This window comes from Streptomyces sp. NPDC057565 (assembly GCF_042801455.1).
GTDB classification, from domain to species: domain Bacteria; phylum Actinomycetota; class Actinomycetes; order Streptomycetales; family Streptomycetaceae; genus Streptomyces; species Streptomyces yanii.
In genome coordinates, this window is the sequence record NZ_JBHVFU010000020.1 from 39114 (window position 1) to 65988 (window position 26875).

At 70.7% G+C, this 26875-nt stretch carries 31 protein-coding genes; 19 read left to right on the forward strand and 12 right to left on the reverse strand.

Annotated elements, in window-relative coordinates; translation table 11 throughout:
* Nucleotides 1–196: 196 nt before the first annotated feature.
* The 4 genes from ACFU8W_RS28850 to mshD form a co-directional block, all read right to left on the reverse strand.
* Nucleotides 197–1171 (reverse strand): hypothetical protein, encoded by a 975-nt coding sequence (locus ACFU8W_RS28850; protein ID WP_384043080.1) that lies wholly within the window; start codon nt 1169–1171, stop codon nt 197–199.
* Entirely contained in the window at nt 1168–2079 is a 912-nt protein-coding gene (locus tag ACFU8W_RS28855; protein WP_384043082.1) for an ABC transporter ATP-binding protein, read from the reverse strand. The genes ACFU8W_RS28850 and ACFU8W_RS28855 overlap by 4 nt, the downstream gene beginning before the upstream one ends.
* Nucleotides 2076–2483 carry a GntR family transcriptional regulator gene (locus ACFU8W_RS28860; protein ID WP_266983274.1) on the reverse strand — a complete coding sequence of 136 codons (408 nt, stop codon included), beginning with the start codon at nt 2481–2483 and terminating at the stop codon, nt 2076–2078. Before ACFU8W_RS28860 ends, ACFU8W_RS28855 begins: the two co-directional genes overlap by 4 nt.
* 91 nt (nt 2484–2574) lie before the next feature.
* Nucleotides 2575–3510, reverse strand: a complete 936-nt coding sequence (gene mshD / locus ACFU8W_RS28865; protein WP_345512428.1) for a mycothiol synthase — start codon at nt 3508–3510, stop codon at nt 2575–2577.
* 333 nt (nt 3511–3843) lie between these two features.
* On the opposite strand from mshD, the gene ACFU8W_RS28870 reads away from it, so the two are divergent.
* The gene (locus ACFU8W_RS28870) at nt 3844–5679 is read left to right on the forward strand and encodes a bifunctional metallophosphatase/5'-nucleotidase (RefSeq protein WP_384043087.1); all 1836 of its coding nucleotides are present in this window, start codon (nt 3844–3846) and stop codon (nt 5677–5679) included.
* A gap of 117 nt (nt 5680–5796) precedes the next feature.
* Nucleotides 5797–6222, forward strand: coding sequence for a DUF302 domain-containing protein (locus ACFU8W_RS28875; RefSeq protein ID WP_384043092.1), 426 nt, complete (start codon nt 5797–5799; stop codon nt 6220–6222).
* A 196-nt stretch (nt 6223–6418) separates the two neighbouring features.
* Here ACFU8W_RS28875 and ACFU8W_RS28880 read toward each other — a convergent pair whose 3' ends face one another.
* From ACFU8W_RS28880 to ACFU8W_RS28905, 6 genes are all read right to left on the reverse strand, one after another.
* A complete protein-coding gene (locus ACFU8W_RS28880) occupies nt 6419–7837 on the reverse strand; it encodes a sensor histidine kinase (protein ID WP_384043095.1) in 1419 nt (472 codons plus the stop codon).
* Nucleotides 7834–8565 (reverse strand): response regulator transcription factor, encoded by a 732-nt coding sequence (locus tag ACFU8W_RS28885; RefSeq protein ID WP_384043098.1) that lies wholly within the window; start codon nt 8563–8565, stop codon nt 7834–7836. The genes ACFU8W_RS28880 and ACFU8W_RS28885 overlap by 4 nt, the downstream gene beginning before the upstream one ends.
* 44 nt (nt 8566–8609) lie before the next feature.
* Nucleotides 8610–8783 (reverse strand): hypothetical protein, encoded by a 174-nt coding sequence (locus ACFU8W_RS28890; protein WP_384043101.1) that lies wholly within the window; start codon nt 8781–8783, stop codon nt 8610–8612.
* 11 nt (nt 8784–8794) lie between these two features.
* On the reverse strand, nt 8795–9922 hold the full coding sequence (locus tag ACFU8W_RS28895) for a S1C family serine protease (RefSeq protein WP_384043105.1): 1128 nt from the start codon (nt 9920–9922) through the stop codon (nt 8795–8797).
* A 148-nt stretch (nt 9923–10070) separates the two neighbouring features.
* Nucleotides 10071–11108 carry a LacI family DNA-binding transcriptional regulator gene (locus tag ACFU8W_RS28900; protein WP_384043108.1) on the reverse strand — a complete coding sequence of 346 codons (1038 nt, stop codon included), beginning with the start codon at nt 11106–11108 and terminating at the stop codon, nt 10071–10073.
* A gap of 24 nt (nt 11109–11132) precedes the next feature.
* Nucleotides 11133–11933: a response regulator transcription factor gene (locus ACFU8W_RS28905; RefSeq protein ID WP_345512420.1), complete on the reverse strand. Its 801-nt coding sequence runs from the start codon at nt 11931–11933 to the stop codon at nt 11133–11135.
* 311 nt (nt 11934–12244) lie between these two features.
* On the opposite strand from ACFU8W_RS28905, the gene ACFU8W_RS28910 reads away from it, so the two are divergent.
* The 8 genes from ACFU8W_RS28910 to ACFU8W_RS28945 all read left to right on the forward strand — a co-directional run bounded on the left by ACFU8W_RS28910 (nt 12245) and on the right by ACFU8W_RS28945 (nt 17722).
* Nucleotides 12245–13138, forward strand: a complete 894-nt coding sequence (locus ACFU8W_RS28910) for an alpha/beta hydrolase family protein (protein WP_384043111.1) — start codon at nt 12245–12247, stop codon at nt 13136–13138.
* A 41-nt stretch (nt 13139–13179) separates the two neighbouring features.
* On the forward strand, nt 13180–13434 hold the full coding sequence (locus tag ACFU8W_RS28915; RefSeq protein ID WP_030925031.1) for a MoaD/ThiS family protein: 255 nt from the start codon (nt 13180–13182) through the stop codon (nt 13432–13434).
* 10 nt (nt 13435–13444) lie between these two features.
* Nucleotides 13445–14839 (forward strand): hypothetical protein, encoded by a 1395-nt coding sequence (locus tag ACFU8W_RS28920; RefSeq protein ID WP_384043114.1) that lies wholly within the window; start codon nt 13445–13447, stop codon nt 14837–14839.
* A 136-nt stretch (nt 14840–14975) separates the two neighbouring features.
* A complete protein-coding gene (locus ACFU8W_RS28925) occupies nt 14976–15665 on the forward strand; it encodes a DUF2993 domain-containing protein (protein ID WP_384043117.1) in 690 nt (229 codons plus the stop codon).
* Between the two features lie 216 nt (nt 15666–15881).
* Complete coding sequence (locus ACFU8W_RS28930) at nt 15882–15989, forward strand: putative leader peptide (RefSeq protein WP_351392369.1); 108 nt, start codon at nt 15882–15884, stop codon at nt 15987–15989.
* Between the two features lie 143 nt (nt 15990–16132).
* Complete coding sequence (locus ACFU8W_RS28935; protein WP_345512415.1) at nt 16133–16978, forward strand: sulfurtransferase; 846 nt, start codon at nt 16133–16135, stop codon at nt 16976–16978.
* 49 nt (nt 16979–17027) lie between these two features.
* Nucleotides 17028–17315, forward strand: coding sequence for a DUF1416 domain-containing protein (locus ACFU8W_RS28940; RefSeq protein ID WP_018490348.1), 288 nt, complete (start codon nt 17028–17030; stop codon nt 17313–17315).
* A 146-nt stretch (nt 17316–17461) separates the two neighbouring features.
* Nucleotides 17462–17722, forward strand: coding sequence for a DUF3099 domain-containing protein (locus ACFU8W_RS28945; RefSeq protein ID WP_345512414.1), 261 nt, complete (start codon nt 17462–17464; stop codon nt 17720–17722).
* Nucleotides 17723–17753: 31 nt separating this feature from the next.
* Here ACFU8W_RS28945 and ACFU8W_RS28950 read toward each other — a convergent pair whose 3' ends face one another.
* Nucleotides 17754–18116 carry a DsrE family protein gene (locus ACFU8W_RS28950; protein ID WP_345512413.1) on the reverse strand — a complete coding sequence of 121 codons (363 nt, stop codon included), beginning with the start codon at nt 18114–18116 and terminating at the stop codon, nt 17754–17756.
* 106 nt (nt 18117–18222) lie between these two features.
* Between ACFU8W_RS28950 and ACFU8W_RS28955 the strand changes: the two genes are divergently transcribed.
* The 6 genes from ACFU8W_RS28955 to ACFU8W_RS28980 all read left to right on the forward strand — a co-directional run bounded on the left by ACFU8W_RS28955 (nt 18223) and on the right by ACFU8W_RS28980 (nt 23217).
* Complete coding sequence (locus ACFU8W_RS28955) at nt 18223–19107, forward strand: hypothetical protein (RefSeq protein ID WP_384043122.1); 885 nt, start codon at nt 18223–18225, stop codon at nt 19105–19107.
* Nucleotides 19104–19904: a hypothetical protein gene (locus ACFU8W_RS28960; protein WP_384043125.1), complete on the forward strand. Its 801-nt coding sequence runs from the start codon at nt 19104–19106 to the stop codon at nt 19902–19904. The genes ACFU8W_RS28955 and ACFU8W_RS28960 overlap by 4 nt, the downstream gene beginning before the upstream one ends.
* Nucleotides 19901–20830, forward strand: a complete 930-nt coding sequence (locus tag ACFU8W_RS28965; protein WP_384043129.1) for a hypothetical protein — start codon at nt 19901–19903, stop codon at nt 20828–20830. The genes ACFU8W_RS28960 and ACFU8W_RS28965 overlap by 4 nt, the downstream gene beginning before the upstream one ends.
* Nucleotides 20831–21110: 280 nt before the next feature.
* Nucleotides 21111–21683: an FABP family protein gene (locus ACFU8W_RS28970; protein WP_345512408.1), complete on the forward strand. Its 573-nt coding sequence runs from the start codon at nt 21111–21113 to the stop codon at nt 21681–21683.
* Nucleotides 21684–21747: 64 nt separating this feature from the next.
* Complete coding sequence (locus ACFU8W_RS28975) at nt 21748–22230, forward strand: Fur family transcriptional regulator (RefSeq protein ID WP_384043132.1); 483 nt, start codon at nt 21748–21750, stop codon at nt 22228–22230.
* A gap of 21 nt (nt 22231–22251) precedes the next feature.
* Nucleotides 22252–23217, forward strand: a complete 966-nt coding sequence (locus ACFU8W_RS28980) for a YgfZ/GcvT domain-containing protein (RefSeq protein ID WP_384043135.1) — start codon at nt 22252–22254, stop codon at nt 23215–23217.
* Nucleotides 23218–23263: 46 nt separating this feature from the next.
* On the opposite strand, the gene dtd is transcribed toward ACFU8W_RS28980, so the two are convergent.
* Complete coding sequence (dtd, locus tag ACFU8W_RS28985; RefSeq protein WP_345512405.1) at nt 23264–23701, reverse strand: D-aminoacyl-tRNA deacylase; 438 nt, start codon at nt 23699–23701, stop codon at nt 23264–23266.
* A 117-nt stretch (nt 23702–23818) separates the two neighbouring features.
* Between dtd and ACFU8W_RS28990 the strand changes: the two genes are divergently transcribed.
* From ACFU8W_RS28990 to ACFU8W_RS29000, 3 genes are all read left to right on the forward strand, one after another.
* On the forward strand, nt 23819–24442 hold the full coding sequence (locus tag ACFU8W_RS28990) for an ABC transporter substrate-binding protein (RefSeq protein ID WP_345512404.1): 624 nt from the start codon (nt 23819–23821) through the stop codon (nt 24440–24442).
* A 50-nt stretch (nt 24443–24492) separates the two neighbouring features.
* Nucleotides 24493–25467 (forward strand): asparaginase, encoded by a 975-nt coding sequence (locus tag ACFU8W_RS28995; RefSeq protein WP_384043142.1) that lies wholly within the window; start codon nt 24493–24495, stop codon nt 25465–25467.
* Between the two features lie 72 nt (nt 25468–25539).
* Complete coding sequence (locus ACFU8W_RS29000; RefSeq protein WP_384043146.1) at nt 25540–26790, forward strand: GNAT family N-acetyltransferase; 1251 nt, start codon at nt 25540–25542, stop codon at nt 26788–26790.
* The last annotated feature ends 85 nt before the right edge of the window (nt 26791–26875 follow it).

Consider the following 26875-nt stretch of genomic DNA (forward strand, 5'->3'; position numbering starts at 1 on the left):
TCTGCCGGGATTTCTCCCGTTCCGGGGGGTCGGCACAGCTGGCTGCATCCTGAGAGGGTCGCAAGCGCGTCTGAATGGCCGGTAACGGCGACATGACGTGCAGGAAGCGGTGTGCGGTGCGGGTTGCGGTGTCGCGCTGCGTGTGCGGGGTCCGGGCCGCCCCCTCTGCGGCCCGGACCCGGACGATCGTGGCGGTTCAGCCGTGGTGTCGGCGCAGTACCCGGAAGGCGAGGGCGACGGCGGCGGCGGCGAGGACGAGCAGGATGCCCGTCTCGACCAGCTGGAGGGGCCAGAAGTGCGAGGCGGGGTGGTAGTCGAGGTAGCGGAACGCGACGTCGTGGCCGGCCAGGCAGTCCTTCAGATCGTCGGCCGAGTTCAGGCACACGTCGGAGGGCAGGCGCTTGCCGCCGGTGGTGATCCACCCCTGGCCGGTGTCGGCAGCCGCCCGGGGGAACCGGTAGGCGCCATCGAACCGGAAGGTGTCCGTACGGACCGGCCACAGGCTGTTGCGTACGGTGTTCAGGGCCACGACCAGCGCGCCGTACGCGACCACCGTCACGATCATCGCGGCGACCGTGCGCCGCAGCAGAAGCGCGGCGAGTGCGCCGAAGGCGAGCATGCACAGGGCGTAGCCCACGGGGACGGTGCCCATCGCGCCGTACACGACCCGCTCGTACCACTCCAGCTGGTAGAGCGTTTCGTTCCCCTGCGCCCAGGCCCAGGCGGAGGCGGCGGACAGGACGGAGACTCCGGCAAGAGTCAGGACGGCGGGCACGGCGAGCTGCGCGGCGAGCCAGCGCGCGGGTGACACGGACTGGGTCCAGGACAGCTTGTAGGTGCCGCTCTCCAGCTCCCGGCCGATCACCGGACCTGCGACGAAGATGCCGATGAAGGCGGGCAGCAGCATCATCACCAGGTCGGCGTACTGGAGCACGCGGTGGAATTGGAATTCGGCGTCGAGGAAGTGACGGACGGTGTCGCCGCAGCCCCGGGTGACGTTCTGGGCCGAGCAGCCCGTGCCCGCGAACGTGTCGGAGACGGAACTCCTCCACAGATAGGTGCCGACCACGACGGCGATCCCGGCGAGCGCGAGGGCGCCGACGGTCCACAGGGTCCGGCGGTGCCGGCGTACGACGATCCGGGCCGGGCCGCTCAGGCTGAGGGTGCTCATCGCGCCGCCACCGCCTCACGGGCCACGGTCTCGCCGTGCGCCGCGCTCGGCGTCAGCAGCGCGGGCGCCTCCGGTGACCGCAGATGCGCCAGCAGCAGCTCCTCCAGTGACGGTTCCGCGATCTCCCAGGCCGCCTCGTCCACCGGGCCCTCCCTCCGTACCAGTGCGGTCAGCCCGCGCCCCGTCGTGCGGGACTCGACGACGGTGTGCGGTGCCAGGTCCTGTACCGGACCCGTGAGCAGGGCGTGTGCGCCGAGGATGTCCTCGGTCTCGCCGCCGAGACGGACCCGGCCGCCGTCGACGAGCAGCAGGTAGTCGCAGGCACCCTCCAGCTCGGTGAGGATGTGCGAGGACATCACGATGGTGGTGGCGTGCTCGGCGGCCTCCGCCATCAGGACACCCATCAGCTGGTGCCGGACGAGCGGGTCGAGGTCGGCCATCGGCTCGTCGAGCAGCAGCAGTTCGGCGCGCTTGCCGAGCGCGAGGGCGAGCGCGAGGCGGGTGCGCTGGCCGCCGGAGAGGGTACGGACCCCGGCGTCCCTCGGGAGGTCCCCGATGACGCGTTCGGCGGTGGCTTGGTCCCAGGTGGCGGGGTTCAGCTCGGCACCCGCCCAGAGCGTCTCGGCGACCGTCAACTGCGGGTACAGCGGCTTGTCCTGGGCCACGAAGGCCACCCGGCTCCGGGCCTCGGCGGGCGCGGAGCCGAGGATCCGCAGGGTTCCCTCGACCGGCCGCAGGAAGCCCGCGGCGAGGGCGAGCAGGGTGGACTTGCCGGCCCCGTTCGGCCCGACGAGCGCGCATATCCGGCCCGTGGGCAGCCGGAACGAGCAGTCGCGCAGTGCCCAGCCACCGTTTCTGCGCCGGTACTTCATGCCGAGGCCGGTCGCCTCGATCGCAGCGCCTGTCATGTGCGGTCGTCCCCCTTGTACGTGCTGTCCAGTACGGCGGTGAAGAGCGCGGCCATGTCGTCGCGCTCCAGCCCCGCCGTGCGGGCCCGGCGGGCCCAGTCGGTGAGTTCTCCCCGCAGGGGTGTGTCCGTGGTGGCCGCGGTGCCGAGGGTCCGGCGCACGAATGTGCCCATCCCGCGCCGGGCCTCGACCAGGCCCTCGCGCTCCAGCTCGCGGTAGGCCTTGAGCACGGTGTTGGGGTTGATGGCGGTGGCCTCCACGACCTCACGTGCGGTGGGCAGTCGGTCGCCGGGCTCCAGCAGTCCGAGGCGGAGGGCCTGTTTGGTCTGCTGGACGATCTGGAGGTACGTGGCGACGCCGCTGCGCCGGTCGATGCGGAAGTCGATCGCCGCGGACTCTGCCATGTTCACCCCTTTCACTAATTGAGTAGTGAAAGGGTGTCGGAAGAAAGGGGCGGCGTCAAGCGACGCCGCCCCGGAGGGATGGTGTGCGGGCTCAGGACTCCGCGCGGTACATCAGGTCCACCTCATGGGTGGCGAAGCCCATCCGCTCGTACACCGTCAGCGCCGCAGGGTTGTCCGCGTCGACGTAGAGCATCGCGGTCGGCAGCCCCTCGGCGGCGAGGTGGCGCAGCCCGATCGCGGTGAGCGCCTTGCCGAGACCGCCGCCCTGCGCGTCGGGCCGGATGCCGACGACGTACACCTCGCCGAGTTGCTCCTCGGCGTGCACCTTCGTCCAGTGGAAGCCGACCAGCTCGGTCACGCCCTCGGTCTCGCGCTCGGCCAGGAAGAACCCCTTCGGGTCGAACCAGGGCTCACCCTTGCGGTCGTCCAGGTCGCGCTGGGTGAGCGACCCCTGCTCGGGGTGGTGGGCGAACGCGGCACTGTTCACGGCGAGCCAGGCGGCGTCGTCCTGGCCGGGCACGAAGGTACGGACGGTGACGCCCGGCGGCAGTACGGGCTCAGGGATGTCCAGCGGGCTCAGCGGGCGGCGCAGTTGGCGCAGCTCGCGGAAGAGGGAGAGGCCCAGGACCTGGGCGAGATGGCGGGCGGCGGACTTCCCGCCGTGCGCCCATACACGCAACCGCTTCCCGGTCGCGGCGAGCAGTGCGGCGCCCAGCGCACGCCCGTGCCCCTGCCCGCGGTAGGCGGGATGCACGACCAGCTCGGCCGCGGGCGCCTCGACGGGGTCGGTGTCCTCGAGCTGCGCGTATCCGACGAGGGTTCCTGTGCTGGTGAGCAGGAAGTGCCGTACGCCCTCCCGGCGCCCGCCCCGCAGCTGCAGTCGCCCCTGTTCGGAGACTGCGGGCCTGCCGTCGGCGCGGGCCGCCTCGCCGAGCAGGTCGAGGACGGCTCCGGCCTGGTCGGGAGAGAGCTCGTCGAGCGTCTGGATCTCGCGTCCCGGAGCGGGGAGGGGTACATCAGTCGTCATGCGTACGAGCGTACGGCGGGGCGGGGTGCTGGTGGGGCGGAGCGGGGCGTTGCGGCCTCGATCGGCGGTGTGCGGTGCGGGTCCGGGCCGCCTTCGCGGGGTGAGCGCGGCCGGCGGCCGGTCCCGGCCCGTCGGCCCTGGCGTACCGGCCTGCGGCGACCTGCATGCCGTGACGTTCCTGCCTGCATATGGGTGCCGTACGGGTGAAGTGCGGTGATAGATGCCCTTACTGACCACAAGGCAACCAGTTCGTAACTCGAAACACCTGTCGCGCTACGCGCGTTGACTCTAGGCTGCGGGCCGAACCCTCCCGCTGAATTCACAAGGGGACCGATGTCAGCGACACCGCATAAGAACCGTGCGTCCCGGCGGGTGCTTGCCGCCGCGGCCGGTCTGGCCACCGTCGGCGCGCTCGTCGCCGCCATGCCGGCCGATGCCCAGAGCCGTGATCAGGGCCTTGGGAACCACGAGCCGGCCAGCACCGTCGACGTCCAGCTGCTCTCCTTCAACGACCTGCACGGCAACCTGGAGCCGCCGGCCGGGTCGGCCGGCACGGTCACCGAGCAGCAGGCCGACGGCACGACGAAGACGATTCCGGCCGGCGGTGTCGAGTACCTCGCGTCCTCGCTGCGCACCGCGCGCCAGGGCCACCCCTACTCCATCACCGCGGCCGGTGGTGACATGGTGGGCGCGAGCCCGCTGCTGTCCGGTCTCTTCCACGACGAGCCGACCATCGAGGCGCTCAACAAGATCGACCTCGATGTGACGACGGTCGGCAACCACGAGTTCGACGAGGGCGCCACCGAGCTGGCCCGTCTGCAGAACGGCGGCTGCCACCCGGTCGAGGGGTGCTACGAGCAGGGCACGACGTTCCAGGGCGCCGACTTCCCTTATCTCGCCGCCAATGTGACGGACGAGAAGACCGGCAGGCCGATCCTCAAGCCGTACACGGTGTGGAAGAAGAACGGTGTCAAGATCGGCTTCATCGGGGTGACGCTGGAGGGCACGCCGAACATCGTCACCGCCAACGGCGTCAAGGGCCTGAAGTTCCACGACGAGATCGAGACGGTCAACAAGTACGCCAAGGAGCTCGACCGCCAGGGCGTGAAGTCCATCGTCGCGCTCATCCACGAGGGCGGGGCCCCCGCCTCCTCCTCGTACAACTACGACTGCGACAGCCCCGGCGCCGGTGACGGCATCTCCGGGCCGATCGTGGACATCGCCAAGGGCATCAGCCCGAAGGTCGACGCGCTGGTCACGGGCCACACGCACCAGGCGTACGTGTGCACCGTGCCGGACCCGGCGGGCAACCCGCGCCTGGTCACCTCGGCCTCGTCGTTCGGCAAGCTGTACACGGACACGACCCTCACGTACGACCGCCGCACCCAGGACATCGTGCGTACCTCGGTGAAGTCGTCGAGCTTCTCGAACCCGACCTCGACGAACCACATCGTCACCCGGGACCAGCCCAGGGCCACCGACATGACGGCCCTGATCGCCCGCTGGAACACCCTCGCCGCGCCCATCGCGAGCAGGCCGCAGGGCTACATCTCCGCCGACATCAACGGCCGCGGTTCCACGGCCCCCGAGAAGCCGCTCGGCAACCTGATCGCCGACGCGCAGCTCGAGGGCCTGGCCCCGGCGGACAAGGGCGGGGCGGTCGTCGCCCTCATGAACCCCGGCGGTATCCGCGCGGACCTGGTGTACAAGTCGACCGGCAGTGAGGGCGACGGGGTGGTGACGTACGGGGAGGCCTTCACCGTGCAGCCCTTCACCAACATGATGAACGTCGTCGACCTCACCGGCGCCCAGCTGATCACCGCACTCCAGCAGCAGGTCAGCGGCTCCAACGAGGCCAGCCCGAAGATCCTCCAGGTGTCCAGGGGGCTCACCTACACGCTGGACATGAAGAAGACCGGCGCCGCTCGCGTCGTCGTCGACACGATCAAGCTGAACGGTGCGGCGATCGACCCGGCCAAGACGTACCGCGTCGCGATGAACGAGTTCCTCGCGGGTGGCGGTGACGGCTTCGCGGCGCTCGGCCAGGGCACCAACAAGCTGGTCGGCGCCTCCGACCTGGACCTGTTCAACGCCTATCTGTCGGCCCACTCGTCGGCGGCGGCGCCGCTGGCCCCGCCGGTCACGGACCGGATCACGGTCGTTCAGTAGGTCCTGAGGGACACGCAGTGCCCGTGCTCGGGTGAGTGAGTGGGGCGGTGGGCCGGATGGGCCCACCGCCCTGGTGTCATCAGGGGATCCGAAAAAGTCTCGCCTATGGTCGCAAGAATGACTGAAGATGCAGACAAGGGCCTGGTCACCGTGGCCAGCATCAGGCCTGTCCGCGAGACGATCGACCGGCTTCAGGACGCGATCACAGCAGCGGGCTTCCATGTGTTCGCGCGGGTCGACCATGCGGACCACGCCGCCCGTGTGGGGCTGGAACTCCGTCCGACCGAGCTGCTCATCTTCGGCAAGCCCGAGGGCGGCACGCACCTGATGCAGGACAAGCAGACCGCCGGCATCGACCTTCCGGCGAAGGCGCTGGCCTGGCAGGACGCCACCGGGGTCACCTGGGTGACCTGCAACGACGCCTCATGGGTCGCCGCGCGCCACGGGCTGGGGCCGGCGAGCCAAGCCGGTGTCGCGGCGCTGGAGGCGAGCACGGTGGCCGCCGTACGCCAGGCCACGTCACCGGCCCTCGACGCCCTTTAGACCGACCGGCAATCGGGGGGTGGGTGAAGAAGCGGGGCTGGGGTGCGTACATCGCAAGGCGGAGGATTGAGCCAGATGGGGTCTCCCCTGCTCGAGCGAAGCCGAGAGCTTGGGGAAGGAGCCATGGTGATTGACGACAACGCCGCGAGGTGCGTGCCCCAGCCCCGTGACGCCGCCCCCCAATTGCCGGTCGGTCTTAGTTCTCCGGCGGCGGCTGCGGGGCGCCCGGCAGGCGGATCCATGCCTCCGTGCCGCCGCCCGGCGACGGGCGCAGCGCGACCTCGCCGCCCGTCTGCTGGACCGTGCGCGCCACGATCGACAGGCCCAGCCCCGAGCCCGGCAGCTGGCGGGCGGACGGGGAGCGCCAGAAGCGTTCGAAGACGTACGGGAGCTCCTCGGCCGGGATGCCGGGACCCTGGTCCACCACGGTCAGCTCGCCGCCGCGCAGGGCCACGGCGATCGTGCCGTGCTGCGGGCTGAACTTCACCGCGTTGTCGAGGACATTGACGACCGCCCGCTCCAGCGCTGCCGGCTCGGCCCTGACGTACCAGGGTTCCAGGTCCGCGGTGATGGTCAGCTCGGGGCCGCGGAGCCGTGCCCGCTCCAGCGCGGCGGAGGCGATGTCGTGCAGGCCGACGACCTGGAGCGGGCCGGGCTGGGCCGCGTCCGGGCGAGCCAGTTCCTGGAGGTCGCCGATGAGCGCCGCCAGCTCCGTCATCTGCGCGGTCACCGACTTCATCAGCGCTCTGCGGTCGTCGGGCGGGATGGGCCGGCCGGTCTCCTCGCTGCGGGCGAGCAGTTCCACGTTCGTACGCAGGGAGGTCAGCGGGGTCCGCAGCTCGTGCCCGGCGTCCGCGATCAGCTGGGCCTGCCGGTCGCGGGAGCTGGCGAGGGAAGCGGTCATCGAGTTGAAGGAGCTGGACAGCCGGGCGATCTCGTCCTCGCCCTCGACCGGGATGCGGAGCGAGAGATCCTCGGTGCGGGCGACATGCTCGACAGCCTCGGTGAGCTCGTCGACGGGGCGCAGGCCGGTGCGGGCCACCCAGAGACCGGCGGCGCCCGCACCGACGACGCCGATGCCGGAGACGACCAGGAGGACCCAGGAGAGGGTGGCGAGCGGCTCGGCGATCTCGCTCAGCGGGCGGGCGACGGAGACCGCGAAGCTGTTGGGCAGCAGGCCCGGCACCGGGGGGCGGGTCGTGTAGGTGTAGACGCGCATCTTCTTGCCGTTCTCGGCCCTGGCCGTGTGCAGGGCGTTGTCCCGCAGACCGGCGGCCACGGCGATGTCGTCGGTGGTCACACCGATCGGTGACGCCTTGGGGGCGGTGCAGGTGTTCCCGGACACGGTGACGAGCTGCACGACGTATGCCCCGCCGACTTGCGGTGCGGCCGCCTGGCCGGGGTGCGTACAGGCGGTGAGCAGGGTCTCCACATACTTGTCGTCGACGTGGACGTTGCGCAGCGAGGTGTCCAGCTGATGCTCCAGCTGGACCCGCGTCACAAACCAGCAGGCCGCCGCGACCGCCGCCACCGCGACCGCCACCGCCGTCGCCACCAGCAGCGCGAGCCGGGAGCGCAGCGGCAGGGCGCGGAACCGGCGCAGGGTCCCGGTCATCCGTCACCGCGGCCCGAGCGGAGCGCGTAACCGACCCCCCGCACCGTGTGTACGAGCCGCGGTTCGCCGCCCGCTTCCGTCTTGCGGCGCAGGTACATCACGTACACATCCAGGGAGTTGGAGCTCGGTTCGAAGTCGAAGCCCCAGACCGCCTTCAGGATCTGCTCGCGGGTCAGCACCTGGCGCGGGTGGGCCAGGAACATCTCCAGGAGCGTGAATTCGGTCCGGGTCAGCTCGACGCGGCGCGAGCCGCGGGTGACCTCGCGGGTGGCGAGGTCCATCCGCAGGTCGGCGAAGGACAGCACGTTGTCGTCGGGGACGCCGCCGCCCGCCGCGGCCGCGTACGAGCTTCGGCGCAGCAGGGCCCGGATACGGGCGAAGAGCTCGTCCAGTTCGAAGGGCTTGACCAGGTAGTCGTCGGCGCCGGCGTCGAGTCCGGTGACGCGGTCGCCCACGGTGTCGCGGGCGGTGAGCATCAGGATGGGCGTGGTGGTGCCGGTGGCGCGGAGGCGGCGGGCTGCGGTCAGACCGTCCATCCGCGGCATCTGGATGTCGAGGACGATCAGATCGGGGGCGTACGACTCCGCCCTGGTCAGCGCGTCGAGTCCGTCGACGGCGACCTCCGTGCCGTACCCCTCGAACGCCAGACTGCGCTGCAGGGCCTCGCGCACGGCCGGCTCGTCGTCGACGATCAGGATGCGCTGCGGATCGTCTTCGGCGGGGCTCATCGCTCGTCGTCCTCTTCTCTCTGCTCTGCCGTGGTGCTGTCTTCTCAGCCTCGCACGGCCGTGGCGCGGCGGCGGGCGGCGCGGCGTCGCCGGCCGGTGGCGCGGGTGGCCGCACGGACCTCCGGGGAGCGCCGCGCCACGGTGGCGAACTCCGTCGCGAGTATCAGTGGCAGCGCGAGGGCGGCCGGGCCGGTGGGGGTGTCGGACGGGTGGTTCATGGCTGATCTCCTCAGGAGCTGTTGCCGGACCGCAGGGTGTCCAGGTCGGCCTTGAGCGTGTTCACCGGTATGGCGAAGCCGAGGCCGACGCTGCCCGCGCTGGAGCTGTTCGATCCGTCGGACGAACTCGCCGAGTACATCGCCGAGTTGATGCCGATGATCTCGCCGTTCATATTGATGAGCGCGCCGCCCGAGTTACCGGGGTTGAGCGAGGCGTCGGTCTGGATGGCCTTGTAGGTGGTGGTGGAGTCACCGGTGTCGCCGTTGAACTGCTGCCCGCCGAACTCGAACGGCCAGTCGCTGCGGCCCCCGCCCTGCTGCCCCTGACCGCTGTCGCCGTCCTTGGCGACGGTGACATCGCGGTTCAGCGCGGAGACGATGCCGCTGGTGACGGTGCCGGTGAGGCCCTCGGGCGAGCCGATCGCGACGACCTGATCGCCGACCTTGAGCGAGGAGGAGTCGCCGAGCGTGGCCGTCTTCAGCCCGCTCGCCCCCTCCAGCTTGATGAGCGCGAGGTCCTTGTCGGCGTCGGTGCCGACGACCTTCGCGGTGTACGTCTTGCCGGTGTTGAGCGTCACCTTGATCGTCGAGGCGCCCGCGATGACATGGTTGTTGGTGACGATCTCGCCGTCGGAGGTGATGATCACGCCGGACCCGGTGGACTCCCCCATGTTCGAGCTCGCGCCGATCTCGACGATCGTCGGCGACACCGCCTGCGCCACTCCGGCGACGGTGCCCGCGCTGCTCTGCGAGACGGTCGTGCCGCTGACGGCACTGCTGGTGCCGCTGCCGCTGGAACCGGAGTCGGTGAACTGACCGATGGCAGTGGCGGTGACACCGCCGACGACCGCCGCCGCGACGGCCACGGCCGTCAGGAGGGCGACCGGCCGTCCGACCCGGCGCCTGCCGCGTGCGGGCGGCTGGGGTGCGGGCTGCGGCAGCCCGTGGAAGCCGCCGTAGCCGTCGTCACCGCCGCCGCTGTGACCGTCGGCGCCGCCGCCGGGCCACACGGTCGTCCCGGGACCCGTGGCGATCGGCTGCGCGGGCCGGTACGAGGGCGGCGGCGGGTAGGCCGCGTCGCCGTTGCCGTACGAGGGGTACATCGGGTACTCGCCGCTCGGGCGCTGGCTCTCAGTCATGTCTACGACTGTGTCCAGCGAACATGAGAGAACCCTGAGCACGCCCTGAGAAGCCCGACAGAACCGCGTATGCCCCATATAAGGACCACGGGGAACGTCGTACGGGTGGGCGGGAGGGCGAGCGCCCCGGGCCGGGGAAGTGTCCCGGCTACCGGTCCGCCGGCTCCCCGCACCCGCACGAGCGCCGCACCACCAGCGCCGACGGGAACTGCTTCAGCCGCTCCCGCCGCGAGCCCGAGACCCGCAGCGAGTCGTCGAGCACCAGATCCACCGCGGCCCTGGCCATCGCCGGGCGGTCCGAGAAGACCGTCGTCAGTGGCGGATCGGTCAGGCCCGCTTCCTTCACGTCGTCGAAGCCCGCCACCGCGAGCTCCCCGGGCACATCGATCCGCAGTTCGCGCGCGGCCCGGAGCACCCCGATGGCCTGGTCGTCCGTCGAGCAGAAGATCGCCGGGGGCCGATCCGGACCGGAGAGCAGTCCGAGCGCCACCCGGTAGGCGTCGTAGCGGTTGTACGGGGCCTGGAAGAGCCGGCCCTCCGTCGAGCGCCCCGACTCGTGCATCGCCCTTCGCCAGCCCTCGACGTGGTCCGCGACCGGGTCGCCGACCGCCGGGGTGGACTCCATGCCGCCGAGGCACGCCACGTACGCGTTGCCGTGTTCCAGGAGATGCCGGGTGGCGAGCTGCGCGCCGCCGATGTCGTCGGTGACGACCGCGACGTCGTCGATCGCCTCGGGCCGCTCGTGCAGCAGCACGACCCGGGCGTCCCATGCCTCCACCTCGGCCGCAGCCCGCTCGCTGGGTCCCTGGCTGACGAGGATCAGTCCGGAGACGCGCATACCGAGGAAGGCGCGGAGGTAGTGGACCTCGCGCTCGTCGCGGTAGTCGGAGTTGCCGACGAGAACCATTTTTCCGCGCTCGGCGGCAGCCTGTTCGACCGCGTGCGCCATTTCCGCGAAGAAGGGTTGGCGGGCGTCCGGAACGATCATCCCTATGAGGTCGGTCCGCCGCGAGGCCATCGCCTGGGCGACCCGGTCGGGCCGGTAGCCCAGCTCCTTGATCGCGGCGAGTACCCGCTCGCGCGTGGCCGGGGCAACCGGCCGGGGTCCGTTGTTGATGACGTAGCTGACGACCGCGGTCGACGTCCCCGCCAGTCTCGCCACATCATCCCGCGTCACCTTGGCCACGCGCGGCAGTCTACGCGGATGGACCTACCTGTTGGCAGGCCGGACCGGGGCATCTTCCATGACCTCGGGCACGGAGGGATGCTCCGAACGGGTGAGTGGTTCGGCGGCTGCCTTCGCCGCCTGGGACTTCGCCTCCTCGGCGGCGCGCTCCACCTTCTCCGGTGCGACGAAGCGGTAGCCGACGTTGCGGACCGTGCCGATCAACGACTCGTGCTCGGGGCCGAGCTTGGCGCGCAGCCGCCGGACATGGACGTCGACCGTCCGGGTACCGCCGAAGTAGTCGTAGCCCCAGACCTCCTGCAGCAGCTGGGCGCGGGTGAAGACCCGGCCCGGGTGCTGCGCGAGGTACTTGAGCAGTTCGAATTCCTTGAAGGTCAGGTCGAGGACCCGGCCCTTCAGTTTTGCGCTGTAGGTCGCCTCGTCGACCGAGAGATCACCGTTGCGGATCTCCATCGGGGAGTCGTCGGAGGTGAGCTGCTGCCGGCCGGTGGCGAGCCGCAGCCGGGCCTCGACCTCGGCCGGTCCCGCGGTGTCCAGCAGCACGTCGTCGATGCCCCAGTCGGCGGTGACGGCCGCGAGACCGCCCTCCGTCACGACGAGGATCAGCGGACAGCCCGGTCCGGTGGACCGCAGCAGCTGGCACAGCGACCGCACCTGCGGCAGGTCGCGGCGGCCGTCGACGAGGATGACGTCGGCACCCGGGGTGTCGACGAGAGCGGGTCCCTCGGCGGGGGCCACCCGCACGTTGTGCAGCAGGAGGCCGAGGGCGGGAAGCACCTCCGTCGACGGTTGAAGAGCGTTGGTGAGAAGCAGCAGAGAACTCATCGCCGCCCACCTGCCCGGGTCGTCGGTCGATGATCGTGCACGATTTTCTTGCCTTGCTCGCCCATTACGTCGGTCCTCCTCGTTCCCTGCGAGAGGGGCACTCCCGGGTGGGGCCCGGGGGAGATCTGCAGCACTTCTTCGTACGTTTTCCGTGCTGCTGCCGTACGACGGTTGTCATACGAGTTTTACGGTGCGGTCCCGCGCCCTGCGACCGCTGAGCTTGTTGAAACGTCGTCGTAACAACGCGCGTAAAGCACAAAAGGACCCGGGGGCTGCATTGCCCGGATCCTCTTCCCAGCAGAATAGCCCACATGAGTTCTGTGTCCGAGAGTCCGTTTCGGGGTTCTTCTGTTCGCTTGATCACGCCGGGAGCCCGGCGCACCACATTGCGGACGGATGACGGGCTGCCGATCGAGGCGGTGTACGTACCGTGTACGACCGGTGCCGCCCCCGGCGTCGATGGCGGGGACACCGGCACGGCGATCGTGGTCGCGCACGGATTCACCGGTTCGGTGGACCGGCCGGCCGTGCGGCGCGCGGCGGGGGTGTTCGCCCAGCGTGCGGCCGTGATCACGTTCTCCTTCCGGGGGCACGGGGGGTCCGGGGGCCGGTCGACGGTCGGTGACCGCGAGGTGCTGGATCTGGCGGCCGCGGTGGCGTGGGCGCGCTCGCTCGGACACCGGCGGGTGGTGACGGTCGGGTTCTCGATGGGCGGGTCCGTGGTGCTCCGGCACGGGGCGCTGTATACGGCTCCCGGGACCTCTCCGGACACGGCGCAGCTCGCTCGTCCGGTTCCCGCGCACGGGGGGCGCATGGCAGCACACGCGGATGCGGTGGTGGCCGTGAGTGCTCCCGCTCGCTGGTACTACCGGGGTACGGCCCCGATGCGGCGCCTGCACTGGGTGGTGACCCGGCCCACCGGTCGGCTGGTCGGCCGGTACGGCTTCCGCACCCGGATCGACCGCAAGGAGTGGGACCCCGTGCCGCTCTCCCCGGTCGAGGCGGTCCCGCTGATCGCCCCGGCGCCGCTGCTCATCGTGCACGGCGACCAGGACCCCTACTTCCCGCTCGACCACCCCCGCATGCTGGCCGACGCGGCACAGGGCGGTGCGGAACTGTGGCTGCAGCGCGGCATGGGGCACGCCGAGAACGCGGCGGACGAGAGCTTGCTCACCCGGATCGCGGACTGGGCGGTGGCGGAGTGATTCATCATGGACAGCTGATGCGAGACGAAGGGAGCGTCGCCATGCCAGCGGGAACCATCCGCTACTGGGCCGCCGCCAAGGCCGCCGCCGGGACCGCGGAGGAGCCGTACGCAGCCGCGACGCTCGCCGAGGCGCTCGACGCGGTGCGCGAGCGGCACCCCGGTGAGCTCACCCGAGTGCTGCAACGGTGCTCGTTCCTGATCGACGGTGACCCCGTGGGGACCCGCAGCCATGAGACCGTACGCCTTGCCGAGGGCGGCACGGTCGAGGTGCTCCCGCCGTTCGCAGGAGGGTGAACCGCAGCACATGAGCAACAGCGATCAGCAGTATCCGTACGGACAGCAGCCCGGGACCGGGACCGGTTACGGGTACGGAAACGGCCAGGAACCGCAGTCGTACGGGCAGCAGGTCCCGTACGACCCGAACCAGGCGATCCAGGACCCCGGGGTCGCACAGACCTGGGAGGGGCAGACCTGGGACACCCAGTACCAGCCGGCCGTCCAGCCCACGCAGCAGCCGCAGCAGCCCGAGTACGGGCAGCCGCAGCAGTATGCGCAGCCTCAGTACGGGCAGCCCTACGCCCAGCAGCAAGAGCAGCCTCAGTACGGGCAGCCCTACGCCCAGCAGCAAGAGCAGCCTCAGTACGAGCAGCCCTACGCCCAGCAGTACGAGCAGCCTCAGCACGGGCAGCCCTACGCCCAGCAGTACGAGCAGCCTCAGTACGAGCAGCCCCAGTACGGGCAGTCGTACCCGGCGCAGGCGCCGCAGCAGCCCGTCGCGGCCGCCGCCGGTCCCGCCGTCGACGCCGGATACCCGATTCCTCAGGGCGCCTCCGGCTCGTACCCGCTGCCCCCCGAGGTCCCGGCGGCCGCCCCGGCACCGGCCGCGGCGGCCGCGCACGACGCCTCCGGCTACAGCGCGCCCACCACCCTGGGCAACAGCCGCATCACCGACGCCCAGCGCGCCCGCGCCGAGGGCCGTTCGCCGATCATCGCGCCGGGGATGCAGCCTGCGGCGATCACCGCGGGGCTCGGGCTGCTGCTCGCCCTCGGCGCCGCGATCGGACAGTACGCGCTCTTCGTACCGCTGGTGCTCCTCCAGGCCGTGACCGCCGCCGGCTGGTTCCGGCTCAACGGCATGTGGCCCGCCCGGCAGGGCATCGCGCTCGCCTTCGCCGGCGGGTTCGTCGCCGATGTCGTGCTGCTCGTCGCGGGCCGGGACAACGCCCCGGCGGCGATCCTCGGCACCCTCGGCATCTGGGTGCTGCTCACCGTCGTCCTGCAACTGCGCAGCCACGCGGGCGCCGACGAGCGGATGTACGGGCTGATGGCCACCGTCGCGTCGGCCGCCCTGGCGATCCTCGCCGCCGGGCATCTCGCGGCGGCGCCGGACGCCGTGACGGTCGGCTGTGTGGCTGTCGCGGTCGCCGTGCTCGCCAGGGCGCTGCCGGTGCCCGGACCCGCCTCGGTCGTGGTGGCGCTGCTCGCCGCCGCGGGCGCCGGTGTCGCGGCCGGTGGGCTCACCGACCTGGGCGCGAAGGGTGCCTTCCTCGGGTTCGCGGCCGGTGGCTGCGCGCTGATCGGGCTGCGGGTGGCGAGCTACGACTACCCGTCACGTTTTGTGCACATGACGGCCGGGGTGGCGCTGCCGCTCACCGCCGCCGCCCCCGCCGTGTATCTGATCGGCCGCGCGATCTCCTGACCCGCGGGACCGCCGCCGACCGGGAACCGCGGAGGGGCCCGGGCTCGTCGATCACCCCGGGCGTGCCGTGCGGCGACAGTGGGCTCACGGGCGCCAGGGGGTCCGGGCGGACGGCAGGGTGGGGGGAAGAACGGGCATGCGTGCACTGCGAATACTGCTGGTCATCGTGGTGGTCCTGGGCGGCGTCTTCATCGTCGTCGACCGGACCGCGGTGTACTTCGCCGAGTCCGAGGCCGCGGGCCGGATCGAGGTCAGCGGGGGCACGGTCGACTCGACGGACGTCTCCATCAAGGGTTTCCCCTTTCTGACCCAGGTCGCCGGATCGGCACTCGACCAGGTCGACATCAAGCTCACCGGCATCGAGACCGCCGCCGCTGGGCGCAGGATCCGGATCAGCGAGATGAAGGCCGAACTCCACGACGTCACGCTGGCCGACGGCTTCGCCACCGCCACCGCCGCCCGGGCCACGGGCACGGCGACCATCTCGTACGAGGACCTGACGCACGCGGCCGACGACGGCGTCGTCGTCGAGTACGGCGGCAACGGCAAGGTGAAGGTGACCGGCGCCGTCGACATCCTCGGCCGCACCCTCACGCGCAGCGTGACCTCCACCGTCACCCTCGTCGACGGCCGCACCGTGCGGGTGCACGCGGACAAGGTGCCGGGCGAGGGCATTCCCGGACTCGAAGGCCTGGTGCGCAGGAAGACCGACTTCGAGCGGGAGATCGGCGCCCTGCCCAGCGGGCTGAAGCTGCAGCGGATCGAGCCGACGAAGGACGGTCTGGAGATCTCGGTGACGGGCTCGGACATCCGGCTCGCGGGATAGATGAACCGCGTGCAGGCTGGGTAGGACATTCCGCAGCCGTTGCGCCACATAGTGAGACGGACTCGTCCGACCCGCAGATGACTGGACGACGCGCTTCGCCCGGCGCCGGTCCGGGCGGCGCCGCAATCGGTCAACCGTCCCGGATTGCGGACGATCGTGTCTCACAATGCGACACGGCGGTGACATGTCCGCCCGCACGTCCCTACGATCGGTCCCATGCAGTGCTCTATCAGCGGTCTCCGTCAGCGGGGCCAGGCGGATCTCACGAAGCGGCGGGCAGTAGACCTGTGCCGCGTCGCCGCCATGCTCTGTCGCACTGTCTGAGCGGGATCGTCGCATCCCGCATTCCCCGGCCCTTCGACCACTGTCAGGGCCCGTTGCCGTGCATGTGTGTCCGCGCAGAAACGCGCCCCCGTACATCCGCACCCCGCACCATCTCGCCGCAGACTGCCCCGGAGGAGAACAGAATGAGCCGCAGTGACGTCCTCGTAGACGCCGACTGGGTCGAAGCCCACATCGACGACCCGAAGGTTGCTCTTGTCGAGGTCGACGAGGACACCTCGGCGTACGAGAAGAACCACATCAAGAACGCGATCCGGATCGACTGGACCCAGGACCTCCAGGACCCGGTCCGCCGTGACTTCATCGACCAGGCCGGCTTCGAGAAGCTCCTGTCCGAGAAGGGCATCGGCAACGACACCACGGTCGTGCTCTACGGCGGCAACAACAACTGGTTCGCGTCCTACGCGTTCTGGTACTTCAAGCTCTACGGTCACCAGGACGTCCGTCTGCTCGACGGCGGCCGCAAGAAGTGGGAGCTCGACTCCCGCGACCTGGTCGACGGCGACCAGATCCCGTCCCGCCCGGCCACCCAGTACAAGGCCCAGGCCCAGGACCAGTCGATCCGCGCCTACCGCGACGACGTCGTGGCAGCGATCGGCAACCAGAACCTGGTCGACGTCCGTTCGCCCGACGAGTTCAGCGGCAAGCTGCTCGCCCCGGCGCACCTCCCGCAGGAGCAGTCGCAGCGTCCGGGTCACGTCCCGACCGCGCGCAACATCCCGTGGTCGAAGAACGCCAACGACGACGGCACCTTCAAGTCGGACGACGAGCTCAAGGCCCTCTACGAGGACGAGCAGGTCGACCTGTCGAAGGACACCATCGCGTACTGCCGCATCGGTGAGCGCTCGGCCCTGACCTGGTTCGTGCTGCACCAGCTGCTCGGCCAGGAGAACGTCAAGAACTACGACGGCTCGTGGACCGAGTACGGCTCCCTCGTCGGCGTGCCGATCGAGCTCGGCGCCAACAAGTAACTCCGCGCGACCTGGACCACCCCGACCCCGACCAGAAGGACAGAACACCATGTGTGGAGCAAAGGCCGGCGGCCCCGACGCTTCGACGATCAAGCCCGGTGAGACCACGATCCAGGGCAGCGTGACCCGCGACGGCGAGCCGGTGACCGGTTACGTCCGTCTGCTGGACTCGACCGGCGAGTTCACCGCCGAGGTCCCGACCTCGGCGACCGGACAGTTCCGTTTCTACGCGGCCGAGGGCACCTGGACGCTGCGCGCCCTCGTCCCGGGCGGCAGCGCCGACCGCACGGTCGTCGCGCAGACCGGTGGCCTCTCCGAGGTGGCCATCGCCGTCTGATCCGCGGCACAGATCGGCCGGAGGGCCGTACCCCAGGGGGTTGGACGCCTTCTGAACCGGGGTACGGCCCTTCGCGCCGTCCACAGGGTGTGCGCGGGCCCGTTCGTGCCGGGCGCACGGGCCGGGATCGGGCCTACGCTTGAGCTATGTACGCCCGGCGCCGTCGCCGCTACTTCCTGATGATGGGCGGATGCATCGTCCTTTTCGTCTCCGCCTGGGCCTTCGTGCGGCTCTGGTCGGTGCCCGTCGCCGTCGGAATGTGCGTGGTCGCCATGGTCATCCCGCCCGTCGCGGCGATGGTCGCCAACCGGCGGGGGCCGGAGGACCGCTGGTGGGACGATCCGTCCGGCGACCCGAAGTCGGACGAGTGGTGGGACGAGCTCGACGGCAAGAAGCGCCGCCAGTAGCGGAACTGTCCGCCGTCGCCGGGAAGAACCGTCAGTAGACGAGGGCCTGGACGCCGTCCGCCATGACCTCGCTGACGAAGATCTGGGCGCCCGCGATCCGTACACCTTCCAGTACGTCGTCCTCGGTGATGTCGCGCCGAGCCGCGCACTGGGTGCAGAGGGTGATCAGGCCGCCCGCCTGAATCGACTCGATCAGGTCCGGCAGCGGTGCGGCGTGCGGAAGTTCGAACTCGGCGGCGCGGCCCGGCAGGGCGAACCAGGAGGATTCGCCGGTCAGCCAGAGCGAGACCTCCACGCCGCTGGCGACGGCGACGGCCGCCACCGTGAACGCCTGCGAGCAGCGCTCGGGGGAGTCGGCACCTGCGGTCACCTTGATCACGAGCTTCTTCTGCATATGCCGAACTGTAATCGTCGGCCGCGCAACCTCACCCCACTGCCATGGGTCAGTTGGGTGCGCAGGTAACGGAATCTGCGCCTGAGGTCTCGTGGGGGGACCCATTTTGGAACCGAAAGACACCATTCCTGGCGGGGCGGCCGAGCCTCCCGTGCAGGTCGAGGTGGCGGTCCAGGCCGTAGAGCCGCCCGCAGCACCACCCGCAGTCGTTCCCGATCCTGTTGCCGGCCCCGAGCCAGATCCCGTTCCGGCGCCGGTCAAGCCGCGGCCCCGTGGCCGTACGACCCTGCTGATCGCCGCCGCCGCGGTGCTCGGGATCGCCGGTGGCACCGCCGTCGGTTACGGCGTGCAGGCCGACCGCGCCCCGACACCGCTGCCCGCCCTGTCGCAGCCGAACCTGGCCTACCCGGCGAAGGCGTTGCCGACGGACAAGGTCCCGGACCCGCTCCCCGTGTCGCAGGACCGGCAGCGGAGGACGGACGGCGATCTGCGCGAGCTGCTGGTCGGCAAGCCCTCGGGGGCGCGCAACGCCAGATTCCCGTTCCCGACCAAGGGCTGGATGTCCCTTGACGCGTACGCGCGGGAGTTCACGAGCGAGGACTACATGTTCGAAACGCTCGCGGAGGCCGACGTCCGCCGGATCGCGGCCGCCAACTGGTCGCAGGGGCAGTACCGCGATGTAGGCATCCGCCTCGTGCAGTTCCGCTCCGGTGCAGAGCTCGGGGCGTCCGACCATGCGAACGATCAGCTGGGTTACATGCCCTACGCCAAGGACGGCGCGGGCAACGAGGGTGATCCGATCAAGGGCAGCGGCAACGGCCGCTACTTCCTGTACAAGGCGGTGAACAAGCCGGGCTACCTGCCCGTCTACCAGGCGCGGGCCATCGCCCAGCGCGGCGACGTCATGTTCGACATCAACATCTTCGACACCGCGCCGATCAGCAAGAAGGACATCCGGGCCCTGGCCGAGCGACAGCTGGAGCGGCTGTGAACGACGACGTGACACCCGACACCGCCCCGCCCGCCGAGCCGGCCCCGCCCGCCCCGAAGGGCCGGGCCCGGCGCGTGGTGCTCGCCGTGCTCCCCGCGGTCCTGGTCCTCGGCGCAGTCGGCGGTGCCGCCGCCTACACCAAGGTCACCGTGGACAGCGCCGACCGCACGGTCACCACCGAGGTCTGGGGCGGGGGCGCGCACAAGCCCGCGAAGGACCCCGCCGGGGACGTCGGCCGGGGCAGGGCCGACACCGAGCTCAGCAAGCTGCTGCTGCCGGTCCCGAAGGGCTACCGTCTCGGCCCGGACATGGGCGACTACGGAAACGACGACGAGATCAGCGGCAAGAAGGCCACGGCCCAGATGAAGGAGAGCGGCCGGGGGATCGCGGGCAAGCAGCGCCGCGAACGGGACCGGCGCATCGACCGGCTCCACCTCCAGGGCATCGCGCAGCGCTCGTACACCTCGGACGACAGCGATCTGACGGTCGAGATCCAGATCGTGAAGATGAAGGACAAGAGGGCCGTCCATGACCTGTACGGCTTCCAGACGGAGCTGATGGACACCTACGGCGACTTCCGCGCGGGGCCGAAGATCGAGGGCCACAAGAAGGCCAGGTGCTTCCGGGAGCCCGTGCGGACCAAGGTGAAGCTCGACGGCCTGTCCTGCCTCGCGTACGACGGGGAGCTGTTCCTCACCGTCGACGCGTACGGCACCAAGCCGTTCAGCGCGTCCGACGTCGCCGATCTCGTGAAGGACCAGCTCGACCACATCGAGTCCCCGGGGGAGTACGTATGACCGAGCAGACGGCGACACCGGCCGCCGCGACCGAGGAGCCCGCTGTCCCGGATCAGGAGCTTCCGCCGATGGGAGCTGAGCCCGCAGCGGCCGCCGAGACCGTCCCGGCCTCCGAGCCCCCGGCGGCCCCCGAGCAGGCATTTCCGGTGGCGGAGCCCGTACCTGCTCCGAAGCCGTCCCGGCGCGTCCTGCGGGCCGTCGCCCGCTGGACCGCCGCCGTGCTGGTGCTCGGCGGTCTCGGCACCGGTACGGCCCTCGGCATCACCTCGATGGAGCGCACCGACGTACCGGGCCTGGCCACCGAGGGCGACGGACGCTGGGACTACCCGGAGCTCAGCCTGCCCGCGCTGCCGGCCGGTTCGCCGCGCCCGTTCAACGAGGCCAATGTCGCCGAGGTCCACCACGCCGACCTGCGGAAGCTGCTGATCCCCGCCCCGGCCGGAGCAACGGCGGACAAGAAGCTGACGGGCGGCTGGGTGAGCACGGCGCAGTTCGTCAGCGAGTTCCGCAAGGACAAGCGCGGCGAGCTCACACAGCTGCTCGACGACTCGGCCCTGCGCCACATCGCGGCGCGCGGCTGGATCATGCCGGACGGCACGAGGTCCAGGGTCTATCTGCTGCAGTTCAACTCGACGGCGTACGCCCAGAGGCTCCGGGACGACACCTATGTGAGCAGCACCCCGGGCATACCGCTCGACTGGCCGACGGACCTGCAGATGGACGAGAGCTGGAACGGCGGCAAGGTGCCGGAGACCGTGGTCTACGCGTTCGGCGAGACGAAGACCGGGAAGGGACGGATCCACGAGGCCTACATCCAGGCCGGTGACACGCTCGCCCTGGTCATCCACTCGCAGCAGGGCGAAAAGATCGCCGAGCAGATCCCGTTCCGGCAGACGCTGATCCTGCAGAACCAGCTGCTGGGCTGATCCGCACGCCGGGGAGCCCCGCTTCCTCGGCACGCCCCGAACCGTCGCGCCGGGCCCCTACCCATTAGGCTGGGGCTCGGCCCCGTACTGCCGCCATACCGCTCGTTATCGCTCGTCCGAGGAGCTCCCGTGCTTGAGGCATTCTTCTCCACCCTGCTGGTCCTGGTCTGCGTCGGTGTTCTCGCCTTCGCCGGCCTGACCGTGAAGAAGCTGTACCAGGGCCAGCGCTGACCCGAGTCCGCACCACTCACCACTCCCTCACAGATCGTCTGAGCCGCTCATGATCGAGATCCCGTCCGACCTCCACCCGGACCTCGTCCCGCTTGCCTTCCTGCTCGGCAACTGGGCGGGCGCGGGCGTGTCCGACTTCCCCGGCGCCGAGAAGTGCAACTTCGGCCAGGAAGTCACCTTCAGCCACGACGGCCGGGACTTCCTGGAGTACGTCTCGCACTCCTGGGTGCTCGACGCCGAGGGCAACAAGGTCAAGCCGCTGGAGACCGAGTCCGGCTACTGGCGCATCGACAAGGACCGCAAGGTCGAGGTCGTCATGGTCCGCGACCAGGGCGTCATCGAGATCTGGTACGGCGAGCTCGCCCACCAGAAGCCGCAGATCGACCTGGTCACCGACGCGGTGGCCCGGACCGCGGCCTCCGGCCCGTACAACGGTGGCAAGCGCCTCTACGGCTATGTGAACAGCGACCTGATGTGGGTCGGCGAGAAGGCCACCCCCGACGTGGAGCTGCGCCCGTACATGTCGGCGCACCTGAAGAAGGTCGTCACCCCGGAAGAGGTCGAGGCGATGGCGAAGAGCCTCGGCGACCTGCCGGACGACGGCATCGCGTTCTTCAAGTAGCCGCACGCATCCAGGTACGCGCACGATCTGCGGTCAGGTGCTCACCCGGTCCTACACTGGGCCTGTGGTGAGCACCGACTGGAAGACCGATCTTCGGCAGCGCGGCTATCGGCTGACGCCGCAGCGGCAGCTTGTCCTGGAAGCCGTCGACACACTGGAACACGCGACGCCCGACGACATCCTCGCCGAGGTGCGCAGGACGGCGTCCGGTGTGAACATCTCGACCGTCTACCGGACCCTGGAGCTCCTTGAGGAGCTCCAGCTGGTCAGCCATGCCCATCTGGGGCACGGTGCGCCGACGTACCACCTGGCCGACCGACACCACCACATCCATCTGGTCTGCCGGGACTGCGGGGACATCATCGAGGCCGATGTCGGGGTCGTCGCCGAATTCACCGCGAAGCTGCGGGACAGCTTCGGCTTCGAGACCGACATGAAGCACTTCGCGATCTTCGGCCGCTGCGCCGGCTGCACGGCGAAGAAGACGGACGGTGAGCCGGGCGATCGTGCGGCCGATCAGCCCCGGCCGCCCGCTTCCGAGCAGTAGACCGAGTCGTACGCTGGTCGCATGAAGAGCCCCCTGCTGTCCCTGCCCGGCGCCGTCCCCGCCGAGGGCCGCGACGAAGGCGTCGCCGCGCACTACGGCGACCTGTTCCGCGAGCAGCGAGCCCTCGCCGACGGCACCGGCCTCGTCGACCTCTCGCACCGTGGCGTCGTCACTGTCACCGGAAGCGACCGGCTGGCCTGGCTGCACCTGCTGATCACCCAGCACGTCAGCGAACTCGCCCCGGGACAGGCCACCGAGGCGTTGATCCTCACCGCGCACGGGCACATCGAGCACGCCCTCTATCTTGTCGACGACGGCGAGACGGTGTGGATGCACGTCGAACCGGACACCCAGGGCGACCTGATCGCCTATCTGGAGTCGATGAAGTTCTTCTACCGGGTGGATGTCGCCGACCGCACCGAGGACTTCGCCGTCGTGCACCTGCCGGCCGGCTCCATCGCGGAGGTCCCCGAGGGCATCGTCGTACGGGAGGCGCCGCACGGCCGTGACCTGTTCCTGCCCCGCGCCGACCTGGAGACCTACGCCGCCGAGAACGGTCCGGCGGCCGGCATCCTGGCCTACGAGGCGCTGCGCGTCGAGGCTCACCGCCCCCGGCTCGGCTTCGAGACCGACCACCGCACCATCCCGCACGAGCTGGGCTGGATCGGCACCGCCGTTCACCTCCAGAAGGGCTGCTACCGCGGTCAGGAGACCGTGGCCCGGGTGCAGAACCTGGGGAAGCCGCCGCGCCGACTGGTCTTCCTGCACCTGGACGGCAGCGACGTGATCCTGCCCGGACACGGCACTCCGGTGCGGCTCGCAGCGGACGGGGCGGAGGGACGTCAGCTCGGTTTCATCACGACGTCCGCCCGCCACCACGAGCTGGGCCCGATCGCGCTGGCACTGGTCAAGCGCAACGTGGCGGTGCACGCGGAACTACTCGCGGGGGACACCGCGGCGGCCCAGGAGACGGTCGTCGAGCCGTAGATCTCCTAAGCGCAGCCGTCTACGGACGCGCACGGCCGAACCCGGCTCAGACCTCGATCAGTACGGTGAACGGGCCATGGTTCGTGAGCGAGACCCGCATGTCCGCTCCGAACCGGCCCGTCTCCACCTGCGCGCCCAGCGCCCGCAGCTGCGCGACCACCTCGTCGACCAGCGGTTCGGCGATCTCGCCGGGCGCCGCGGCGTTCCAGGTGGGCCTGCGCCCCTTCCGGGCGTCCCCGTAGAGAGTGAACTGCGAAATCACCAAAAGCGGTGCATTCACATCGGAGCAGGACTTCTCGCCCTCCAGAATGCGCACCGACCAGAGCTTGCGGGCGAGCTGCGCCGCCTTCTCCGCGGTGTCCCCGTGGGTGACTCCGACCAGCACACACAGCCCCTCGCCGACGATTTCGCCGACCACCTCGGGCCCGTTTCCGTCGGCCACCGTGACGCTCGCGCCGTCCACTCTCTGTATCACTGCACGCATACAGACCAACCTATCTTGGGCTGAACGGGTACAGAGCACCTGCGTAGGCACGGTGTGGGGTGGCACCATGCACGGAAGGCGGTGTGCCGACGCACCAGTCGAGGGGATGGACAGAGCATGAGTACATATGGAGCCGGGCAATCCCCCGGTGTCGTACCGGTCACGCGTGCCGCCGCCGCCGGTACCAGTACTAGCACCAGCACCATGCGCCCGCCCGTGCAACGGACCGGTCCCTGCCTCGACGACGGCCTGCCCGGGCCCTCGCAGCCGGAGCTGGGCACCCTGCGCCTGCCGGAACTGCGCGCGCTGCGCCGTGACGCGCAGCGCGATGAGGCAGACCTCAGTTACGTACGCCGTCTGGTCCAGGGACGGATCGACATCCTGCGGGCCGAGCTGGCCCGCCGCCGGGACCCGGAGGCACCGGTCGTGGACCGGCTCTCCGAGATCCTCGCCGACACCCCGTCGCGGCACCGCTCGTCCGCCCGGCACGTGACGCTGACCACGCCGCGGAGCGACGAGTTCCGCCGGCTGGCCGCCGAGACACTCGCCGAGGTCGAACTCTCCGACCTCGACGCCCGTACCGACGAAGAGCTGCACACCGCGATGGGACGGCTCGTCCGCTACGAACAACAGGTCTCCCGCCGCCGTCACCGGCTGCAGTGCACCGCGGACGATTGCAGTGCGGAGATCGCCCGCAGGTACCGTGACGGGGAAGCACAAGTAGACGACCTGCTCGCCTGAAGCGATCCTTCCGGGGCAGGTCCCTCGCACAACCCCGGAAGGCCGCCACGATGAGCTCCACACCCTTCATATCCCCGGCGGCCCCCGCGCTGCCCGTTCTGGCCGAGGTCGTACGGTCCGGCTTCGTCGAGGGCCACCACCGGGGCTCGCTGGTCGTGCTGGCCGCCGACGGCAGTGTGGAGCAGGCGCTGGGGGACCCGGCCGCGGCGGTCTTCCCGCGCTCCTCGAACAAGCCGATGCAGGCCGCCGCCGTGCTGCGGGCCGGGCTCGACCTCTCCGGTGAACGACTGGCCCTGGCCGCCGCGAGCCACTCGGGCGAGGGGTTCCACCTCGATCTCGTACGCAAGATGCTTGCCGAGCACGGACTGACGCCGGACGATCTGCAGACCCCGCCCGATCTGCCGCTGGACCCGGAGGAGGCGGAGACCTATCTCGCCGCGGGCGGCGTCCGCGAGCGGATCACCATGAACTGCTCGGGCAAGCACGCGGCGATGCTCGCGGTGTGTGCACGCAACGGCTGGGACCAGGCGACCTATCTGGACCCCGCCCACCCGCTCCAGCAGCTGGTCCACCGGGTGATCGAGGAAGCGGCGGGCGAGCCGGTCACGGCAGTGGGTACGGACGGCTGCGGGGCCCCGCTGATGGCGATCAGCCTGGTCGGTCTGGCGCGGGCGTTCCGCTCGTTCGTGCTGGCCGAGGAGGGCACCGCGGAGCGCCGGGTGGCGGATGCGATGCGCACCCACCCGGAGTACGTCGCGGGCACCCGGCGCCCCGACACGTGGCTGATGCGCGAAGTGCCGGGCACGCTCTCCAAGATGGGTGCGGAGGCGGTCCAGGCGGTGGCACTGGCGGACGGCCGGGCGGTGGCATTCAAGATCGCCGACGGCGGCGGACGGGCGCTCGGCCCGGTGCTGGCCAGGGCACTGGAGCTGCTCGGCATCGACGGGCCGGTGGTGGACCGGATCGGCCGGGCGCCGCTGCTGGGCGGCGGCGCGGAAGTGGGCGTGATCCGGGCGGCGTTCTGACCGTCCGGGTCTCCCTGGGAGGCGCGGAAAACCTGGCGACATTCCCCGTCCCGTATGCCTAGCGTGGGGAGCATGAGTCCTGAGGTCCGTACCGTCACCGCGTCCGAGCTCCCCAGTTGGCTGAGCGCCGTGAACACCGGCTTTCTGCGACCGCCGACGGTGACGGACGGGGAGGTCGCGAGCCGCCTCCCGCACATGGATCTGGCCCGTACCCAAGGGGTGTTCGACGACGGGCGGTGCGTGGCGTCGTTCCGGTCCTTCGCGCAGGAGCTGACGGTCGTCGGCGGCGCCACGGTGCCGTCCGACGCGGTCACCAACGTCACGGTGTCGCCCACGCACCGCCGGCGCGGGCTGCTCAGCCGGATGATGGCCACGGACCTGGCGGCGGCGAAGGAGCGCGGCGACGTGGTCGCGACGCTGATCGCCGCGGAGTACCCGATCTACGGGCGGTACGGGTTCGGCCCGGCCACCTGGACCACCGAGTGGGAGATCGACGTCCCCCGGGCCGGCCTGGACCCGCGCTGGTCGGGCCCGTCCGCGGCGGACGGCGGCCGGATCGACCTGGTGGACGGCGCCGAGGTGCGCAAGCTCGGCCCCGCCCTGCACGACCGGCTGCGCGCCAGGCAGCACGGCGTGGTCAGTCGCGGAGACCGCTGGTGGCAGCTGAACACCGGCGAGGACGTGCCCGTGCCGGGTTCCTGGACGGAACCGTTCCACGCGGTGTACCGCAACGCGGACGGCGAGGCCGACGGCCTGCTCGTCTACCGCGCCGACGACAAGTGGGGCGATGCGAAGCAGCCGCTGAACCGGGCGTCCGTCGTCGGTCTGATCGCCGAGACCCCGGCGGCGGAACGGGCGCTGTGGCACTTCGTCTGCTCGATCGACTGGGTCACCACGGTCCGCTCCGGCTACCGTGCCCCCGACGACCTGCTCCCCCTCCTCCTCCCGGACCCGCGTGCGGCCCGCACCGTCACGCAGGCGGACTGGATGTGGGTGCGGGTCCTGGATGTCGTACGAGCCCTGGAGGCGCGCACCTACGCCGTCCCGGCCACCCTGACCCTGGACGTCCGCGACCCGGCCGGCCTCGCCGGCGGCCGATTCCGCCTGGAGGCCTCCCCGGACGGCGCGTCCTGCACACCGACCGCGGAGAGCGCCGATCTGGCCCTGGACGTACAGGAGCTGGGGACGCTCTACCTCGGCGACGAATCGGTACTCCGGCTCGCGGCGCTGGGCCGGATCGACGAACTCACGCCGGGAGCGGCGGCGGTGGCGGACGGGATGTTCCGGGCGGCGCGGCGCGCCTGGTGCCCGGATGTGTTCTGACCGCGTGCCACGTATGCCCTCCTAGGATGGATCCAAGGGCGGATCTCCGCTCCGGGTGGGGGACGTCGCAGGCCCGGGGGCCGCG

Coding starts and splice junctions, on each gene's coding strand:
- ACFU8W_RS28895 (WP_384043105.1), bottom strand. CDS start 9,922: ATGACTGAGAGCCAGCGCCCGAGCGGCGAGTACCCGATGTACCCCTCG.
- ACFU8W_RS29000 (WP_384043146.1), top strand. CDS start 25,540: ATGAGTCCTGAGGTCCGTACCGTCACCGCGTCCGAGCTCCCCAGTTGG.
- ACFU8W_RS28965 (WP_384043129.1), top strand. CDS start 19,901: ATGACCGAGCAGACGGCGACACCGGCCGCCGCGACCGAGGAGCCCGCT.
- ACFU8W_RS28930 (WP_351392369.1), top strand. CDS start 15,882: ATGCAGTGCTCTATCAGCGGTCTCCGTCAGCGGGGCCAGGCGGATCTC.
- ACFU8W_RS28850 (WP_384043080.1), bottom strand. CDS start 1,171: ATGAGCACCCTCAGCCTGAGCGGCCCGGCCCGGATCGTCGTACGCCGG.
- ACFU8W_RS28870 (WP_384043087.1), top strand. CDS start 3,844: ATGTCAGCGACACCGCATAAGAACCGTGCGTCCCGGCGGGTGCTTGCC.
- ACFU8W_RS28980 (WP_384043135.1), top strand. CDS start 22,252: ATGAAGAGCCCCCTGCTGTCCCTGCCCGGCGCCGTCCCCGCCGAGGGC.
- mshD (WP_345512428.1), bottom strand. CDS start 3,510: ATGACGACTGATGTACCCCTCCCCGCTCCGGGACGCGAGATCCAGACG.
- ACFU8W_RS28855 (WP_384043082.1), bottom strand. CDS start 2,079: ATGACAGGCGCTGCGATCGAGGCGACCGGCCTCGGCATGAAGTACCGG.
- ACFU8W_RS28885 (WP_384043098.1), bottom strand. CDS start 8,565: ATGAGCCCCGCCGAAGACGATCCGCAGCGCATCCTGATCGTCGACGAC.
- ACFU8W_RS28990 (WP_345512404.1), top strand. CDS start 23,819: ATGAGTACATATGGAGCCGGGCAATCCCCCGGTGTCGTACCGGTCACG.
- ACFU8W_RS28860 (WP_266983274.1), bottom strand. CDS start 2,483: ATGGCAGAGTCCGCGGCGATCGACTTCCGCATCGACCGGCGCAGCGGC.
- ACFU8W_RS28945 (WP_345512414.1), top strand. CDS start 17,462: ATGTACGCCCGGCGCCGTCGCCGCTACTTCCTGATGATGGGCGGATGC.
- ACFU8W_RS28995 (WP_384043142.1), top strand. CDS start 24,493: ATGAGCTCCACACCCTTCATATCCCCGGCGGCCCCCGCGCTGCCCGTT.
- ACFU8W_RS28905 (WP_345512420.1), bottom strand. CDS start 11,933: ATGAGTTCTCTGCTGCTTCTCACCAACGCTCTTCAACCGTCGACGGAG.
- ACFU8W_RS28915 (WP_030925031.1), top strand. CDS start 13,180: ATGCCAGCGGGAACCATCCGCTACTGGGCCGCCGCCAAGGCCGCCGCC.
- ACFU8W_RS28950 (WP_345512413.1), bottom strand. CDS start 18,116: ATGCAGAAGAAGCTCGTGATCAAGGTGACCGCAGGTGCCGACTCCCCC.
- ACFU8W_RS28940 (WP_018490348.1), top strand. CDS start 17,028: ATGTGTGGAGCAAAGGCCGGCGGCCCCGACGCTTCGACGATCAAGCCC.
- ACFU8W_RS28970 (WP_345512408.1), top strand. CDS start 21,111: ATGATCGAGATCCCGTCCGACCTCCACCCGGACCTCGTCCCGCTTGCC.
- ACFU8W_RS28875 (WP_384043092.1), top strand. CDS start 5,797: ATGACTGAAGATGCAGACAAGGGCCTGGTCACCGTGGCCAGCATCAGG.
- ACFU8W_RS28880 (WP_384043095.1), bottom strand. CDS start 7,837: ATGACCGGGACCCTGCGCCGGTTCCGCGCCCTGCCGCTGCGCTCCCGG.
- ACFU8W_RS28910 (WP_384043111.1), top strand. CDS start 12,245: ATGAGTTCTGTGTCCGAGAGTCCGTTTCGGGGTTCTTCTGTTCGCTTG.
- ACFU8W_RS28920 (WP_384043114.1), top strand. CDS start 13,445: ATGAGCAACAGCGATCAGCAGTATCCGTACGGACAGCAGCCCGGGACC.
- ACFU8W_RS28925 (WP_384043117.1), top strand. CDS start 14,976: ATGCGTGCACTGCGAATACTGCTGGTCATCGTGGTGGTCCTGGGCGGC.
- dtd (WP_345512405.1), bottom strand. CDS start 23,701: ATGCGTGCAGTGATACAGAGAGTGGACGGCGCGAGCGTCACGGTGGCC.
- ACFU8W_RS28890 (WP_384043101.1), bottom strand. CDS start 8,783: ATGAACCACCCGTCCGACACCCCCACCGGCCCGGCCGCCCTCGCGCTG.
- ACFU8W_RS28935 (WP_345512415.1), top strand. CDS start 16,133: ATGAGCCGCAGTGACGTCCTCGTAGACGCCGACTGGGTCGAAGCCCAC.